Below are 17072 nucleotides of genomic sequence, written 5' to 3'. Positions count from 1 at the left end.
TTATTGTCTACAAATTAATCAAAGTCATGCCTAACACCTTGAATGGATTTGTTCCACCTCCAGTGCATGAAGAAAAAGTGCATGAACAGTTAACTACATCGTCAGAGTCTACTAGGGCTAATGATGATTGGTCTAATGTCACCAAAGAATTACTAGATAGCTTACCGCAAACTTGGACAAGAGGAATTTTATATTTTTTAGTGATTTTTATCTCGATAGCTTTACCTTGGGCAATGTTTTCTCAAGTTGATGAAACCGGTACAGCAAGAGGCAGATTAGAACCTGAAGGTAAAACAGTCAGATTAGATGCGGCTGTATCAGGAACTGTGGAAAAAATCTTAGTTAAAGAGGGGGAATCAGTCAAGGCAGGGCAGGCTTTATTAGTATTAGAATCTGAGTTAGTTAATACTGAGTTAAGACAGGCACAAACGAAATTAGAAGGACAATTAAACCAACTATCACAACTCAATTTATTAAAAAATCAACTAGCCCTAGCTTGGACGGTTCAACGCCAGCAAAATCAAGCCCAAGAGTTAGAAAAACAAGCACAAATTGACCAAGAAAGACAGAATCTTAAGGCTATTATTAACTCCTTTAATTTCCAAGAAGAAGAAAAACTAGCTCAAGTTAATCAGGCAAGAAAAGCTTTAGAACATAGTCGCATTACTTCTAATTTAGTCGAAATTAGCTTAAACAGTGCCAGCAGAGAAGTAGAACGTTACAAACAAGCTTGGCAAGAAGGAATAGTTCCAGAAATTAATCTAGTAGACAAGCAAGATATAGCTAAAGAAAGAACCAAATTACTAGAACAATCCAAATCAGATGTTGAACAATCAAAACTCAGGCTAGCAGAACAACTAAATAGTTATGAAAGAACTATCAGGCAAGCCAAAGCTAATATTGAACAATCACAGTTACGCATTCAGGAAAAAGAACGGAGTTTTCAGAGTTTAAATCATGCTGGAAAATTAGCTATTCTCAAAAGTGAAGAACAACTCAAGAACTTAGATAGAGAAATTACTGCTCTCAAAGCAGAAATAGCTCAAAATAAAAGTCAAATAGAGGCATTAAAATTCCAGTTAAGCCAAAGAGAGTTAAAAGCACCTGTGGATGGTACAGTTTTCCAACTGCCAATTCAAAGAGCAGGTTCGGTGGTGCAACCTGGAACAATGATTGCAGAAATTTCACCCATTAATTCACCTTTAGTCATTAGAGCGCAGATGGCAACTACTGAAAGTGGTTCTTTGCAAACGGGATTGCCTGTAAAACTCAAATTTGATGCCTATCCTTTTCAAGATTACGGAGTCATAGAAGGTAAATTAATCGAAATTTCTCCTACTACATTTGAGATAGACACAGCAAGTGGCAAAGTAGCAGCATATCAATTAGATATTGCATTATATCAACATTGTATGCCTACCGCTAATCAATGTATTCCTCTGCGTCCTGGAGACACCGCTACAGCAGAAGTAGTAGTTAGACAACGCCGCATCATCGATTTTCTGTTAGATCCATTTAAAAAATTAAAGCAGGGAGGAGTGGAACTATAGCAGTTAAGTTTAGAAGTTCATGAAATAGTTGATTTATTGGTAGATAAAGATGTCACAAATTATTACCATTCCACAGCAGATAAATCTCAACAAAGAAGACTTCATCGAGCAAATCAAACTATCATGCAAAGTTCCCAGTCTGGTAGAAGAAATCACTGTCCGTAAAATTGTAGAAAATACAGCCGCAAAACTAGGTATTCAAGTTGATACCGAAGAGTTACAACAAACTGCGGACAAAATCAGATTAACCAATAAATTAAGTAGTGCTGCTCAGACATGGACTTGGTTAGAAAAACACGGACTTTCTTTAGATGATTTTGAAAAAGTTGCTCATCTTTCCCTACTTTCAGCTAAGTTAGCAGAGCATTTATTTGCAGATAAAGTTGAGCCTTACTTTTTTGAGCATCAGAATGATTATACAAGTGCGATCGCCTATGAAGTTATCCTTGATGATGAAGATTTAGCGATTGAACTTTTCTATGCCATTCAAGAAGGGGAAATCAGTTTTTACGATGTCGCCCACAAATATATTCAAGATGAAGAATTACGCCGTCGTGGCGGATATCAAGGTGTTTTAAAACGTCAGGATTTAAAACCAGAAATTTCTGCGGCGATTTTCGCCTCCCAACCACCACAACTGCTTAAGCCAATTTTTACCTCTAAAGGCGCGCATCTAATTTTAGTAGAGCAAATAATTGTGCCGCAACTAGATACTAAGCTACGTAATTTATTGACATTAGAGTTATTTTCCCATTGGCTGAAGATCCAAGTTGAATCAGTCACAGTTACATTTGATTTGCAAGATAGCCAATCACTCTAATTCATGAGATTACCAGGGAAGCAATTAAATTTATTATGTCCCTCTCATAGTATCGGAAAATAAATTCTCCTGTTAGTAGTAAGCACTTTAGTGCTGATGTAACTCAGCACTAAAGTTTTTAATACAGATTTATCTGTTCAAAACTCCGATAATTTATATCTGGCAATCTTGAGCGTAAACATCTAAATTAAATGAAATCTATCCTCAGACCACAAATGAATTTTTTAAGTCCGAAAACATGATTTAAAAGTGTTGTATATCAAGAATATTTGCTGATATTTATTATGTTGTGCCAGAAGACAGAAATTTCTGAGCATAAGCCATAAATATTCATTGAATACTGGGAGAATTCATCATGGCATCTATTGCAATTAATGAATTAAAATTTGCCGGTGCTGATTTATTAGTTGACTCTGAAAGCTTCCTCAACGATTTAGAAGATCGTGAGTTAACCGCAGCAATTGGAGGTATCACTCCTGTCGTGACATTTACTGCTGCTTCACTTGGTAGTGTTAGCGTTTGGGGTGTTAGCTTCGGTACTGGCTTTGCTCTCGGAACTTTTGCTGGTGGTGCCGTAATTGGCTACGTTGCTTCTAGATAATAAATTCACCCTGTTACATCAATAAATAAGGAGAAAAAAATGGCAATTGTAATTAGCGATCTCAATTCTGAGTACAACCTTCTATTTGATAGCGAAAGCTATTTAAATGAAGTAACTGATGCTGAACTCAGTGGTGCAGTTGGTGGTGCTACACCTGCTACCTGGGGGGCGTATCTCTTAACCACTTTGGTTATTGGTGGTTCTGGTGCTGCTTTTGGTGCGTTAGTCTATAAACTGACTCACTAATTAATTCTCTCTAATATCAAAGGTCAGGATGTTGATATCTAACCCTGACCTTTTACCTAATAAATGAGGGTTATCCATGAATATCACACCATATTTATTCGGCTTGATTGGTTTAGCATTGTTGATAGAAGGTGAAAATATTTTAGCTTCAGTGTTATTCATAACTACTGTTGCTCAACTGGCATTTCCTAATTTAAATACCACAGCAGGTACTTCGGCCACTATCTTAAGATTTGGGCTGATTGTGATTATTGCTTCCTTGTTAATTTATCGACTGTTTTTTGCCAGAAGTAGAACATAAATCTGATTGGCTCAGTAAAATTTTGCTGACTAGTAATTTGTCTGTTAATTAACTAATAAATCAGTGTGGGGGAGTGATGTTTTTTTTAAGTCATCACAATGTAGTAGAATATCTAAGTAAATCTAGTGTTTTTACACAACAGGAATTGTCAGGTTTAACCTTAGATGTAGGTAAGTTAAATACAAAGAATTTTAGTATCATAGCCACCCTTAAGGATGGGCGGAAATTTATTGTTAAGCAGGAACGCCCTACACTTTCAGGAATATTTTCTCAGGAAATTTTTAATGAATGGCAGTTTCAAAGCATGATAGGTAATATTTCTCATTTAAATCCTTTACAGGGTTTTATTAGAGAAATGCTTACCTATGATCATGAAAACTTCATTGCTATTTATCAATATCTAGATGATTATCAAGAATTATATAGTGGAATTTTGCGATCGCGCCAAATTTTACCTGTCACAATTCCTGGTTGGATAGGGGCAATATTAGCGCAAATTCATCGCGCGACTTTCAATTGCGAGGAGGCATATAATTACGTCACACAACCTGATAGCTTTTGGCAAAAAAGAGGTGCGGCATTTATTTTATTACAACATAGAATCACTCCAGAACTTCTCAGTGTCATGCCTCCTGACTATATCAAATTCATTGGTCTTTACCAGCGTTATGAAAGTTTAGATCAAGCAAAAGTAGAGGCTATTAACTCTTGGCGTGCTTGTTGTGTGGTTCACAATGATTTGAATGTTGCCAATATTTTAGTCCATCAAGATTGGGAAAATATTACTTCCTTTGCACTCGCACAGAAACACTCAGTAGTGAAAATCATTGATTGGGAAAGAAGTAGTTGGGGAGACCCCATATTTGATTTAGCTAACTTAATTGCTAATTATGTAATTTTATGGATAGTTAGCATGGTGATTGACCCTTCAATGAGTATGCAAGAGTCAATTAATTCAGCAGAATTTAAACTAGAAGATGTTCGTCCATCTATTCTAGTTATTGTTCGAGAATATTTGCAGCATTTTCCAGAAATCACCCAACATTTCCCCGACTTTTTTAAAAAGCTGATTCAGTTTATGGGTGTGGCTTTGATTATTCAAACACAAGCTAAAATTGAACATCATAAGCAGTTAGTTAATAGTGATATTTACTCTCTCCAAGTAGCGAAAAGTTTATTGTGTCGTCCCGATGCTTCATTAGTTAGTATCCTGGGGGTAACAGAAAAAGAACTAGCTAGTGTAGCGATTTCTGCGTAAAAGTGGTTGCATAATTCTACTGGAGATATAAAAATGAAGGCTCTTCAATATTCCAATCAGATTTTGTCTCAGGCTGAAAAAAACTTACAAGCAACGCTTGAGGATATTGCTACTTACTTAGAATTAGATAGTGATTTATCTGTCCGTCATCCAAATTATCGACCTTGGGAAACTTCTACAGATATCAAAAATCGCTTTCATAAATTACCTATAGAAGTTCAACAGAAGCACGTAGTTAAACATATCAGAAACTTTTTATATGGCATTTACTATAATGGCTCACTGATTAAATCCTTGCAATTACAAACAAATACAGCAGAATTAATAGACAATCAAAGGCTGAACAATGATAATTTGATTGGTATAGATGTCAGTCTTTTCCAACAACTCCACGCTGGTAATCAGGGAGATGGTTATTTTTCTCCTGATTGGGTAGTGAAAAAATTAGAACAAGACAACAGTATTGCAGTCACCAGAGGACAATTAACTGTACATATTCATCCTGAAATTCATTTAAAAACTCAGGAAAAGTCTGTAAGTGTAGGTGATGTTGTCGCAATTAAAATGCCTAAAAACTGTGTCCAAGAAGGGTTTTATATTGCTGTCGGTGATACAGGTCTTGTGCCTGTAGATGAAGGAGATATAAATCACAGAATCATCAGAATTTATTTTAATATTACTTCAGATGGTGCTGTGCCTTTAATGCGGGCTGTAACGCAGCAATTAAATGCACAACAAATCTACTTTTCCTTTAAAGTTCCTTACAGTTACTCTGGCTATGATAGATATGATGCTGGTGTACTCTATATTAGACAGAAGGATTATTTGAGAGTACATCCGATACTGCAAAATATTTACAGCGAAAATACAGCTTATTTCCAGGAAGATATTCCTTTATTTACCAAAAAATTAGCATCTGGTTTGGGTTTAGCAGAAGAACCAGATGCTAAATTTGATCAATATGAAAGCTTCGGCACAAATCGCTGTCAAATTATTGCTAATGGCTTAATAATAGCTCAACAAAATAATCAGCGATCGCCAGAAGCTAAACTCGCTACAATCATCGAGCAATTTGCTAGATTAAATGTGGATTTAAAATTTCCTTATTTGAATCCCAACTCTACAGATATTTATCTCCCATTGTAAATAGAGCAAAAACCAGATCCCGGACTTCTCAAAGAAGTCCGGGATCTAGAAGGTACAATGACTAAGAATAATTGTTTTCGATTCCTGCTTCTTTTTCTATGCGGTCTAAAGCTTTCTTGGCTCTAAACATAACTTTAAAATAAGCTAACTGACTATTCCAAGCTGAACGAGGCAAGCTAGGTTCAACCTGAGTTTGGGAAATATTTTGTACTGATGTTTCTGAATTAGTGATGTTAGTAGACATTTGTATTTATCGCTTGTGGTAACAAATTATTTTTAACTAAACACTGACAGATGCTAATGATTCTGACTCTTGCCAACTAGCTGACCACTGAATTTTATCAGCCGTAAAATGTAGGGGGTCGTTCTCTGGCCAAGGTGCATTAATTGGTTCTTCAATTAAACCAAACTCACCATTATCAAAGGGTTTACCATCGGCTTGACGTTGCAGAAAAACTCGTTCCCGAATACCGTTTTTAGCTTGAGTCAAAGCACGATGATGACAATAGGGATTATTACCGCGTTTATCAAAAAATACGTGTGCAGTCCAACTACAACCACCCCGACAAAGTTCAGCAAATTCACAAGTTTTGCAAAAACCCCACAAATGCGCTGTACCTTTTGGTGTGTCTGCACCTAAATTAAAGCGCAGTTCTTCTGTTTCTTCGATGATAGTTTTGAGGGAATAGTCACGGATATTACCACCAGTGTAAGCAGATGTCGGTAAGGAAGGACAACCTTTAATTGCCCCATCCGCTTCAATACCTAATGTCGAAAGTCCGGCGTTGCAACCTTGCCAAAATGACCAAGCACTCCCACCCCGCAAAAATCGTTCGTAGGGGCCGAAGTAACCAATGTTATTGCCTGGTTGTAGCTGTACACCTTCACGTTTAGCTCTTTGCGCCACCCGTGCAATCATGGGGTAGACATCTAATAATTCATGAGGTTGCAGCAGAATTTCACTGTTATCGGCAGCATTGCCCATTGGTACAGTCATTTGAATTTGCCAAGCAAATACACCTGCATCGCGGATGTGTTCATAAATACTGGGGAATTCGGGTGCGGAAAGACGATTAATTTGAGTGTTGCAACCAAAAGGAATGCCTACTTGCTTGAGGTGACTCATGGTTTTAAATGCCCATTGCCATGAACCTTGTCTACCCCGTAGTCTGTCGTGAGTCGCTTCTAAGCCATCCACTGAGACGGAAACTACTCTAATGCCAGCATCTTTCATGCGGCGTGCTGTGTCTAAAGTAATACCGTAGCCGCCGGTTGTCATTCCGCAGTGAATGCCAGCTTGATTAATAGCGTGGGCAATTTCCAACCAATCTGGACGCAAAAAAGCCTCACCACCAATTAGTGTAATTTCGGTGATGCCCACATCTGCCATTTGTTTGACTAAATCTAGGGCTTCTGCGGTGGAAAGTTCTTTGGCTCTGGTATGGCCTGCACGCGAACCACAATGTTGACAAGCCAGATTACATTTTAATGTGATTTCCCAAACAGCATAGCTAATTCTGCGATCGCTCATAAAATATCACCCCTATTCAACTTATATAAAGAGGGACGGTTTGTGTTTATCCGTCCCTAAACACTGAAATAGCTGTTTTAATGTGCCTAAAATTCCTCGCTAACTATAACCCCATACAAAGGTTGAGCATAAGGTGGCTTAGGAGGCCAAACAATCACGCCATACAAAGGTTGAATGCGAATTTTGTCAAGTAAAGAGGAAGCACCACCAAAGACTGCCTCTAATTCTTGTTCATCTAAATCTCTGAGTTCGCCTTCGCCAGCTGCTGACTCTAATAATTGAGTCGTATATTCTTCAAACTCTGTTTGGGTAAATTCAAAACCAGCAGCTTTCACCACTTGGCTACATTCATCTTTGCTTTCAACTTGTTGCATTTGAGAGCGGAAAGCTTCATCATTAGCCAATCTTTCATAAAAAGCTCTGACATTTTCAAAAGCCATGTTTTTCTCCTTTTCAATTAAGTAGTTACATCAGTTAATGCAACTTCTTGCATTAGCTGAGATGGGCTGTAATTGTCAGTAATAATTTGTGGGCAACGCATACAAGCCGCCTTACCTTCTTGTTGCCACCAACGGCAATCTCTGCGGATAGAACAAGGTGGGAGTTCTGATACTACAGCAGGTAATTTTTCTGCTACTCTTGTGGCTAAACGACAGTCTTGACCATCGAAATGTTGACATTTTTTAGCTGCACAAGGGGCGGCTGTCCGAAAGATTTCTGTGGGAGTCACAGGAGCAGCTTTCGCTAATAGTTCATCTGTTACAGGTAATTGCTGTTTGAGATAAGTAACTTTTGGTTCTGTGACTGTTCCACTAATTAAACCGAAGACTACGCTTCCTGCTATTTCGGGTCTAGCACTAGGGCAAAGTGTAGTTTTTTCAGCAGGAATTTCTTCCATGAATTAATACTCCAGTAAGGTAATTTTTCAGTAAAGTGTAGAATTACATGATTTCTTTCCCTGGTAGTGCAATAATCCCGACAGTGATGGGGGGACAGATAGGTTTAATGATAGGGGGGATAGGTTTATAACCTGCAATTGTGAGTGAAGCAATACCGCCTGTTACATGATCAGCATCTTCACCAGACAAGTCCGATAAGTTGTCATCATTTCCGCTTCTACGTGCCAACGCATCGCTAACGGCAGCATCAATCAAATCATTAATTTCGATTTGATTCTTGAAGTTTCTGTTATTGGTTTCCATGTTTTTGTCTACACTGGTAAATTTATTCATGAGAAATATATTTCTCATAGATTGCATTTTAATTTAAAGTAAAATCGATAATACAAAATCTGTAATTATTTGAGTGACAAAAATAGTTTACTTTTGTCGTCATTTGATTCTTAACATTACTTTAATTAATTGGTCAACAATAGTGTTTTTAAAATAAGAAATACAACAAAAATCCTCTGATGTTATCAGAGGATACATATAAAAATGGGAATGAGATTTTATATTTTTTAAGTTATTCAACGCTTATTTAGAAGAATACTTCTTCAACAGCGTCGCCTAATGTGCTTCCTGCACTAATACCTGAAAAAACTCCTGCTGGCCCAGCGATAAAAAATCCTGCAACACCGCCTACAATCCCACCGATGAGTTTACCAAGGAATCCACCACCCTGAATTGCAGCCATTTCTTCAGCAGATAATTCAGTCAGAGAGTAATCAGAGGGGTTGAGGTCAGAAATTGTGATTTTAGCCATCTTGATATTAACCTCCGTCAGTGAGCTTTTTTATTTGGGTTACATTCCAATTGGGCTACACATATTTATATGAATGATGCTATTTAAGACTCTAGTTTTTTGTTTTCATGCCTTAAATGTACATTGCCCCAATAAATATGTTTTAGCTTGTCTTTACGTTGACATCATCGCTGATTTAGACAAAAAAAGACAATATTTTTAATAAATAAAGGAGTGACAAAATTACTTTATTTTATTAATATTAAATTCCTAAAGATAAAATGAGGATAACCTTTTTAAAATTAATTGATAACCTTCTTAATTTAATTACATGGGAAATTTGGGTTGTCTCGCTAACTATTCACCTCTAAAACGACCTGGAAACATTGCTGATACAGAATTGAGATAGGTAGTCTTGTTTCGAGATTCTGGAATATGGTAAGAATCTGGGCTTTTAATCCAAAATCCAAAATTGGTATGAGATGCTAGTAACCAACTAAAACATTTATGTCCCCTCTAAGTTGGTTTTCATCATTGTTGTTGTAGATTGGGAGGCATTCTGGCTCTAGAGAATGGGTAGAGATAGGAATTTTTGTCCTGTGTGAAGTACACAAACCTAATTCGTATCAAGCTTTGATGAATTGGAGCAACATGATATATAATGAGGGATTGTGTCGAATTAGAGCTAAACCATGCCTAAACTCAAAACACGCAAAGCCGCAGCAAAACGATTCCGCGCCACTGGTAGCGGTAAAATTGTGCGCCGCAAAGCTTTCAAAAATCACTTGTTAGAACACAAAACCACCAATAAGAAGCGCAATTTCTCTAAAATGGCAATTGTTAACGAACGCGACGAAGAAAACGTGCGTTTAATGCTTCCTTATTTGTAAATTCGATAGATTATCTAGGAATAGAATATGACCCGTGTAAAACGCGGTAACGTTGCTCGTAAACGCCGCAATAAAATCCTCAAACTAGCTAAAGGCTTCCGTGGTTCTCACTCCACTTTGTTTAGAACCGCTAACCAACAGGTAATGAAAGCACTCCGCAGTGCATACCGCGATCGCAAAAAGAAAAAGCGCGATTTCCGTAGCCTCTGGATTACCCGTATCAACGCTGCTGCAAGAGTACATGGCTTAAGCTACAGTCGCTTGATCGGCAACCTGAAAAAAGCTAACATCCAACTCAACCGCAAAATGTTGGCACAATTAGCAGTCCTCGACCCTGCTGGCTTCAGCAAAGTAGTGGAAATAGCCAGCCAAGTTCAAGGTTAAAGGTGAAACCGGATGAATAACAGATGTAACAAAAGGCAAATCATGAAGCAGTTACATCTGGTATTATCCGCAACCATTATTTGCATTTTTTGCGTGTTTTTTGCCACAGGCTTATCTGCATCTGCCTCACCCATTCAGGAAGTGCAACGACGGGGTTATATAACCGTGGCGGTAAAAGATAATACGCCGCCTTTAGGATTTAAAGATGCCAGTGGGAAATTGCAAGGTTTAGAAATTGACTTAGCACAGCGTTTAGCAGCCGATTTGTTAGGAAAAGCCGACGCTGTGAAATTTCAGCCCGTAATGAATCGCGATCGCCTAGCCGCAGTTTACAATCATCAAGTAGATATGGCGATCGCTAGGGTAACAGCCACAGAATCACGCTCACGCCTAGTGAGTTTTAGCGTCCCCTATTATTTTGATGGCACAGTTTTAATCACCAAAGACTCGTCTATCGAGAAATTAAGCGATTTACAAAAACGCAAAATCGCCGTTTTAAATCACTCCATCACCATCGCTGAAGTCCGTTACTATATACCTACTGCCGATTTAGTAGGAGTAAATTCCTACACAGAAGCGCAAAAGCAGCTAGAAAACAATAGTGTAGTAGCCTTCGCCGCCGATGCCAGCGTATTAAGTGCATGGGTACAGAAAAACCCCCAATACCGGATTCTACCAACAAAATTATCGACTGCACCCTTATCTGTAGTCATGCCCAAAGGTATACAGTACGATGAATTGAGAAGAGCAGTCAACGAAGCGATCGCAAGTTACATCGCCAAAGGCTGGCTAAAAGAACGCATTCAATATTGGGGATTGGTCAATAGTCAACAGTCAATAGTCAATAGTCATTAGTCATTAGTCATTAGTCATTAGTCATCTTTCCCACTTATCACTCCCAACTCAGCACTCAGCACGGGCTAAACGCCCCGCTTCCGCTAACAGCACTCATCACCGGCTAAACGCCGCGCTACCGCTAACAGCACTCCCAACTCAGCACTCATCACTCCCAATAAGCCCGATAATAGATATAGAAGCAAGTTTAATATTTTTATTTGAAGGTAATGGATAACAGTCTAGCGGTTGTTTATCTCTCTGTTTTGGTGGGTTTACTGACATTCGCAGTTGTGAGTGTTTTCCGCCAGCTGTTCAAAACTCGTAAGCGGGAGAGTTCTTTATCGCGGTTGCGAAACAAGTTGAGTAAAGACAAAGGTACGACTCAAGAATATTACGAACTAGCTTGTATTTATTCTGAGAAAAAAGTGTTTACTCAAGCGATACCATTGTTTCAAAAAGCACTCAAGTCTGCTGAGGAAGAGGGAGAAGAAAATACTGCTCCTATCTACAATGGTCTAGGTTATGCTTATTTTGCTCAAGAGCAGTATGATTTAGCCATTCGTCAGTACAAAGAAGCTCTGAAATTGAAGCCTGATTATGTGGTAGCACTAAATAATCTGGGTCATGCTTATGAGCGCAAAAAATTGAATGCTCAAGCGTTACAAATGTACGAAGAAGCACTCAAATTTCAACCCAATAATTCGACAGCTAAACGTCGTGCGGAATCTTTGCGTCGGTTAGTGGCTGCGTAATTATCTATTGCAATCATCGAGGGGCGATCGCTTTTTATTTGGTAAAGGCGATCGCTCTTGCTTAATATAGAGTAAGAAACGGATAAAAAAACATTTGCTAAATGCCTTTTCAATAGCCCTTATACCATTTCACAAAAAATATGATGCAAATGTAGGTTGGGTTGAGGAACGAAACACAACACCTCAAAGTCTTGTGATTGTTGGGTTTCACTTCGTTCAACCCAACCTACGCATCTGTTTCATTCTTTTCATGAATTGGTATTAACTGAACTGTATTGCTATATAAACGATACTTGTAACCAATACACTACAGAAACAATACACAGATATCATAAAATAACCCCAGTTCTGATTCACAGAACTGGGGTTATTTCCACAAAGCTTGTTAATATCCGCTTTCTTCTTCGTATTCTGGCTGTCTTTCTTTGACTTTCTTGGGAATATTCACAGGTTGTGGGGGTGTATCTTCCCAAGCGTCGCCTTCTACATCATCATAGTCGTCGTAATCGTTGCTGTAGGGCTTGTAGGGTTTAGCTGGTGGTTCTTTATATCTGTCTTTGTCTGCGGCTTCATTACCCCAGTTATCTTCTTCGTCTTCTTCGTATTGAATGGACTCATAAGACCGCGCCTTCATGACTTCACGCCGTGGTCTTTCTTCTTCAATGTAGTCCTCGTTCCATTCTTCTTCTATGGCTACAGGCTCAGGGGTGCGGACTTTGGGCTTGGGTGGCTGTAGGGGTACACCACTGGGGAGTTGATTAGAGGGTGCGACAGCGCGGGGTGCGGAGTAGTATTCTTCTTCTGCGCCTCTTTCCCAAGGTGCTTTACCGATACCTAATCTTTCTAGTACGCCGACTGTTAATTGGTTAACTCGTTCTTCAGCCCCTTCAAATACAATCAATCTACTGGGGCCTGTGCTGACAACTTCTTCGATTGATATCTCGTAGGTACTCAAAAACTGGTCGGGAATTTGTGGAACTCCCAGGGAGGCGATAATAATGGAGGTTAACTTACCTGTTTCAGCTTCAAACTTAAAGCCCCGCACTCTACCTAAGACTTCACCTGTCTCGGTGATGACTTCCCAGTTCATCAAGTTGCTGAAAGCTTCAACTTCAACGTCTTCGATGACATCTTCATTATCTACCAGGATGACATCACCGAATTGGTTGATGCTGCTCAGGTACATATAGCGCGGTAGACCAGAGATAGAGATCAGGCTGTCTCGCAAACCAAGAGCCACAACCTCTCTTTGATCAATATCTACCCAAACTTGGCTGACTATACCTAATCGTTTGCCATTATCGCGGGTAATTACCTGGGTATTTAATATGTCGGAACGCCTAATTATTTGTTCAGAGGTCATTCTATACGGAGTCCTGATCTCGAATCCGGTTTATCTATACACTATTATTAACAAAAACTCAAGCAGATGTATGGGAAGATTGTAATTTAATTCCCAAAACTTGGGTGTAAGCTCCCCTTGCCTGAGTAACGCCAATGGTGCGTTCGGCTGATTCTATCATCGGACGACGCAAACTCACAACTATGAACTGGGCTTGTTGTGCCTGTTTTTTAATCATTCTTGATAAACGTTCAACGTTTGCCCCATCCAGAAACATATCTACTTCATCAAAGGCGTAAAAAGGTGAAGGGCGGTAGCGTTGCAGCGCAAATATAAAGCTTAAAGCGGTGAGGGATTTTTCACCCCCAGACATGGAAGCGAGTCTTTGCACTGGTTTACCTTTGGGGTGGGCGACTAAATTTAAGCCGCTAGCAAAGGGATCTTCGGGGTTATCGAGTTGCAGGTAGCCGTCACCGTCGGACAGGGTAGCGAAAATTGATTGGAAGTTTTCATTCACAGCGTCAAAGGCTTCTTTAAAGGCTTGCTGTCGCAGGGTGGTAAAGTTTTCAATTCTTAAAAGTAATTCGGTGCGTTCGGCTTCTAATGTCTGCAATTTTTGAGTGAGTTCTTCGAGGCGGTTTTGGGTGCGTTCGTATTCTTCCAACGCCAACATATTCACAGGTTCCATCGCCTGTAAGCGTTTGGCTAGCGATCGCAATTCTTTCTGCAATTCTTCTAAGTCTACCTGATCTGGGACTTCGGGCAAAGGGTTGGGTAATTCGGGGGCGAGTTCCTGTAATTGGCTTTGCAATGCTGCTAAATCTTCCCGCCGCTTCAGTTGGCTTTCTTCTAGCTTTTGAATTTCCCATTCTAATTGTTGCTGACGCAGGAGATGCGATCGCACTTGTTGTTCTAATGCGTCCCGTTTTTGTTTCTCTTCACCCAAATTCTTTTCCATTTCACTCATTTGGGCGCGGGTAGCGGCGATTTGAGTGCTGAGGGCTGAGTGCTGAGTGCTGAGGGTGGCGATTTGGGTTTGTTGGGTTTGTTGTTCTTGTTGATATTGGGTGATACGTTGTTCGGCTTCTTGGATGCGTTCTTGCAGACGTTGTTGTTGATTCTCTAAATTTTTTAATCGTTGTTCGGCTTCCCTAAAGGCGGTTTCCCGTTGCTGTAATTGCTGTTCTTGAGTTTTTATTGTCCCTTGGATTTGTTGCCATTCGCTGGGGGTTTGGGAGGCTTCTAAATCGGCTAGGGTGTGGCGTAATTGCTGTAACTGAGTTTCTTGTCCTGGGAGTTCATTGTCTAATACTTCCAGACGAGTTTGGGCGGTGTGAAATTTTTCGGTGTTTTGGGTGAGTTGCGATCGCGTCCCTTCTAACTGGGCTGTTAAACTTTTAATGTCTTTTTGCAACTGTTCCAATTGCAACTGCTGTTCTCGCCGTGCTTGACGCGCTTCTGTGAGTTCTTGGGATAATTGCTTACTTCTAGATGATAAAGTAGCGATCGCTTCCGTACAACGGTCTAAAATTCTATCAATATCTTGCAAACGCTGTTTTAAAGCTACCGCCTCGTCTGATTCCGCCGCTTCTCCCTTCCCGAAACGCAACGCCGAACGCTGATTCATGCTACCACCAGTCATCGCGCCACTGGTTTCTAGTAATTCCCCATCTAAGGTGACGATGCGATATAAACCGAGATTTTTCCGCGCCTGTTCTAAGTTGCTAAATACTACCGTGTTACCGAAAACATAATTAAATACATCCCGATAACGGCGATCGCATTCTACTAAATTCACCGCATAGCTGACAAAGCCGTTAGCTAACCGTAATGTTGCATCCTGGGTAAATTTCGGGGCTTGAATTTTGTTTAAAGGTAAAAAAGTCGCCCTCCCCGCCCGTTTTTGTTTTAACAGTTCAATTCCGGCGGCGGCTATCCCGTCATCGTCCACTACAATATGCCCTAAACGCGCCCCAGCCGCAATTTCCAAAGCCAATTGATAACGGGGTTCAACCCGTCCCAAATGCACCACCAAGCCGCAAACGCCGGGTAATCCTGACTGAATAATCACTTTACTGGCTTGCGTTCCCTGGACTTCTTGCTGTGCTTGGGTTTGTGCATCGATTTTATCTAACTGACGCTGCTTGTCTCGTTGTTCTTGCAACAGTCGCTTTTGAGTTTCCTGTTGGATTTGTAATTCCTGATCTGTTGCGGTGAGATTTTGCGCTAAATCTTGAATCGGTTCACTGGAAGTATTAAACTCAGCTTCTAACTTAGAACATTCCGCTTGTTTTTCTAGCAACTGCGGCTCTAAATTAGCAATTAACTGCGTTTCCTCTGCAATTAGCTCCTGTAACTGATTATTTCGTTCCCTCAGTTGTGCTTGTTCAGTGCGCTGTGGTTCTAGAGTTTGCAGCAAAGTTTCAATTTGACGATTGAGTGCAGTTTGTTGCTGTACCCAAGCTTCCGAAGCTGTGGCAATGGCTGCGGCTACTTCACGGGACTTTTCTAAAGCTTGTTGAGCCTCATCCCGTTGCTGCTGACAATAGACAATAGATTGCTGTTCTAACCCCTGTGCTTGGGCGATTTCAGCCAAACCCTGGTGATGCTGTTGAATTTCTTGCTGAGTTTGCGTTAGCCGCCTAGTAGTTTCTTGGGAAGCGTTGTTTAACTCCGCTTGCTGACGTTCCAGTTGCTTGCGTTCCGCCTCTTGGGTAGCCAGGGTAGATTGTACTGCTAATAATTCCTCCTCACCCAAAGCTTTGACGTGGGCATTGAGTTGCTCTAATTCCGCCGTTTTTTGGGCAATTTCCCCATTCAGACTAGTAAGTTGAGTGGTAGATTCAGCATAATTGCGATCGCCTGCTTGAATTTCCGTAGCTAACTTTTCCTGCTGTGCTTGCAGAGAACGCCAAGATAACACCGCTTCCCAAGATTGCTTATGCAAATATTCAGTGCGTAACTTTTGATACTTCTCCGCCTTGGCCTTATCTTGAGACAAGCGATCGCGCTGTAAAGTTAACTCATTCTCAATAATCCGACAACTATCTTCCTTTTCCTTCACCTCATCCAGAGTCGCCTTAGCCTGATTAATCTTACGGTCAAAAGCCGCTACCCCAGCCAACTCATCAATAATTTCCCGACGTTCCTTAGCATTCATCGAGATAATACTAGTTACGTCCCCTTGCAGTACCACGTTATACCCTTCTGGGTAAATCCGCAGATCCTCCAACTGTTCATGTAACTCAGTCAATGTGCAGGATGCACCATTGATATAGTAATTCGACGTGTAAGTCCCTTGATGAGTTACCCGTAACTTCCGAGTCACGCTCCATTCTGTGGGTTTATGACCATTACCATTGCCATTTACAGTTGGCTGTTCTTCTGTTTGTTCTTCATTTTGTAATAATTCTTCATCACTATTAACTACTCTTAACTGATCGCCAGCATCTACCAAATCAGATAAATCAAAAGTCACAGTGACACTAGCTTCCACCGCCGCGCGACTTTTCGCCGTTTGAGTATTATTCACCAAATCCGGTAAGCGATCGGCGCGCATCCCCTTAGAACTAGCCAATCCCAAACAAAACAGCAGCGCATCCAAAATATTCGACTTCCCCGAACCATTCGGCCCGGAAATGACAGTGAACCCCGGTAGCAAAGGAACTGAGGTAGTCCCACCGAAGGATTTAAAGTTGGTAAGTTCGACACGCTTAATATGCACCATAGGT

19 protein-coding genes are annotated in these 17072 nt (G+C 40.3%); 11 read left to right on the top strand and 8 right to left on the bottom strand.

The window, feature by feature from the left end; translation table 11 throughout:
• The first annotated feature begins 26 nt into the window (after positions 1-26).
• From CLI64_RS17085 to CLI64_RS17055, 7 genes are all read left to right on the top strand, one after another.
• On the top strand, positions 27-1550 hold the full coding sequence (locus tag CLI64_RS17085; protein WP_103138330.1) for an HlyD family efflux transporter periplasmic adaptor subunit: 1524 nt from the start codon (positions 27-29) through the stop codon (positions 1548-1550).
• Between the two features lie 49 nt (positions 1551-1599).
• On the top strand, positions 1600-2370 hold the full coding sequence (locus CLI64_RS17080; RefSeq protein ID WP_192881553.1) for a peptidylprolyl isomerase: 771 nt from the start codon (positions 1600-1602) through the stop codon (positions 2368-2370).
• Between the two features lie 355 nt (positions 2371-2725).
• Positions 2726-2971: a hypothetical protein gene (locus tag CLI64_RS17075; protein WP_103138329.1), complete on the top strand. Its 246-nt coding sequence runs from the start codon at positions 2726-2728 to the stop codon at positions 2969-2971.
• Between the two features lie 39 nt (positions 2972-3010).
• The gene (locus tag CLI64_RS17070; protein WP_103138328.1) at positions 3011-3217 is read left to right on the top strand and encodes a hypothetical protein; all 207 of its coding nucleotides are present in this window, start codon (positions 3011-3013) and stop codon (positions 3215-3217) included.
• A 76-nt stretch (positions 3218-3293) separates the two neighbouring features.
• Positions 3294-3518, top strand: coding sequence for a hypothetical protein (locus CLI64_RS17065; protein ID WP_103138327.1), 225 nt, complete (start codon positions 3294-3296; stop codon positions 3516-3518).
• A gap of 76 nt (positions 3519-3594) precedes the next feature.
• On the top strand, positions 3595-4776 hold the full coding sequence (locus CLI64_RS17060) for an aminoglycoside phosphotransferase family protein (protein ID WP_103138326.1): 1182 nt from the start codon (positions 3595-3597) through the stop codon (positions 4774-4776).
• A gap of 33 nt (positions 4777-4809) precedes the next feature.
• A complete protein-coding gene (locus tag CLI64_RS17055; RefSeq protein ID WP_103138325.1) occupies positions 4810-5922 on the top strand; it encodes a T3SS effector HopA1 family protein in 1113 nt (370 codons plus the stop codon).
• Positions 5923-5983: 61 nt separating this feature from the next.
• Here the strand turns inward: CLI64_RS17055 and CLI64_RS17050 are convergent, their stop codons facing one another.
• The 6 genes from CLI64_RS17050 to CLI64_RS17025 all read right to left on the bottom strand — a co-directional run bounded on the left by CLI64_RS17050 (position 5984) and on the right by CLI64_RS17025 (position 9157).
• The gene (locus CLI64_RS17050) at positions 5984-6166 is read right to left on the bottom strand and encodes a hypothetical protein (protein ID WP_103138324.1); all 183 of its coding nucleotides are present in this window, start codon (positions 6164-6166) and stop codon (positions 5984-5986) included.
• 36 nt (positions 6167-6202) lie between these two features.
• Entirely contained in the window at positions 6203-7453 is a 1251-nt protein-coding gene (locus CLI64_RS17045) for a nif11-class peptide radical SAM maturase 3 (protein ID WP_103138323.1), read from the bottom strand.
• An 86-nt stretch (positions 7454-7539) separates the two neighbouring features.
• Positions 7540-7893, bottom strand: a complete 354-nt coding sequence (locus tag CLI64_RS17040) for a Nif11-like leader peptide family natural product precursor (RefSeq protein ID WP_103138322.1) — start codon at positions 7891-7893, stop codon at positions 7540-7542.
• Between the two features lie 17 nt (positions 7894-7910).
• Positions 7911-8351 (bottom strand): nitrogen fixation protein, encoded by a 441-nt coding sequence (locus CLI64_RS17035; RefSeq protein WP_103138321.1) that lies wholly within the window; start codon positions 8349-8351, stop codon positions 7911-7913.
• Between the two features lie 43 nt (positions 8352-8394).
• Complete coding sequence (locus CLI64_RS17030) at positions 8395-8685, bottom strand: hypothetical protein (RefSeq protein ID WP_225977373.1); 291 nt, start codon at positions 8683-8685, stop codon at positions 8395-8397.
• Between the two features lie 247 nt (positions 8686-8932).
• Entirely contained in the window at positions 8933-9157 is a 225-nt protein-coding gene (locus CLI64_RS17025) for a hypothetical protein (RefSeq protein ID WP_103138320.1), read from the bottom strand.
• 671 nt (positions 9158-9828) lie between these two features.
• Between CLI64_RS17025 and rpmI the strand changes: the two genes are divergently transcribed.
• The 4 genes from rpmI (at position 9829) to CLI64_RS17005 (ending at position 11999) form a co-directional block, all read left to right on the top strand.
• Entirely contained in the window at positions 9829-10026 is a 198-nt protein-coding gene (rpmI, locus tag CLI64_RS17020) for a 50S ribosomal protein L35 (protein ID WP_103138319.1), read from the top strand.
• 27 nt (positions 10027-10053) lie between these two features.
• Entirely contained in the window at positions 10054-10410 is a 357-nt protein-coding gene (gene rplT / locus CLI64_RS17015) for a 50S ribosomal protein L20 (RefSeq protein WP_103138318.1), read from the top strand.
• 12 nt (positions 10411-10422) lie between these two features.
• Entirely contained in the window at positions 10423-11265 is an 843-nt protein-coding gene (locus tag CLI64_RS17010) for a transporter substrate-binding domain-containing protein (RefSeq protein WP_103138317.1), read from the top strand.
• Positions 11266-11474: 209 nt separating this feature from the next.
• Positions 11475-11999 carry a tetratricopeptide repeat protein gene (locus tag CLI64_RS17005; protein ID WP_103138316.1) on the top strand — a complete coding sequence of 175 codons (525 nt, stop codon included), beginning with the start codon at positions 11475-11477 and terminating at the stop codon, positions 11997-11999.
• Positions 12000-12384: 385 nt separating this feature from the next.
• Here CLI64_RS17005 and CLI64_RS17000 read toward each other — a convergent pair whose 3' ends face one another.
• Both CLI64_RS17000 and smc read right to left on the bottom strand, forming a co-directional pair.
• Positions 12385-13362 carry a PRC-barrel domain-containing protein gene (locus CLI64_RS17000; RefSeq protein ID WP_103138315.1) on the bottom strand — a complete coding sequence of 326 codons (978 nt, stop codon included), beginning with the start codon at positions 13360-13362 and terminating at the stop codon, positions 12385-12387.
• 58 nt (positions 13363-13420) lie between these two features.
• Complete coding sequence (gene smc / locus CLI64_RS16995) at positions 13421-17068, bottom strand: chromosome segregation protein SMC (RefSeq protein WP_103138314.1); 3648 nt, start codon at positions 17066-17068, stop codon at positions 13421-13423.
• Between the last annotated feature and the right edge of the window lie 4 nt (positions 17069-17072).

Source organism: Nostoc sp. CENA543 (genome assembly GCF_002896875.1).
GTDB lineage: Bacteria > Cyanobacteriota > Cyanobacteriia > Cyanobacteriales > Nostocaceae > Trichormus.
This window is presented reverse-complemented; position numbering and strand designations above follow the sequence as displayed.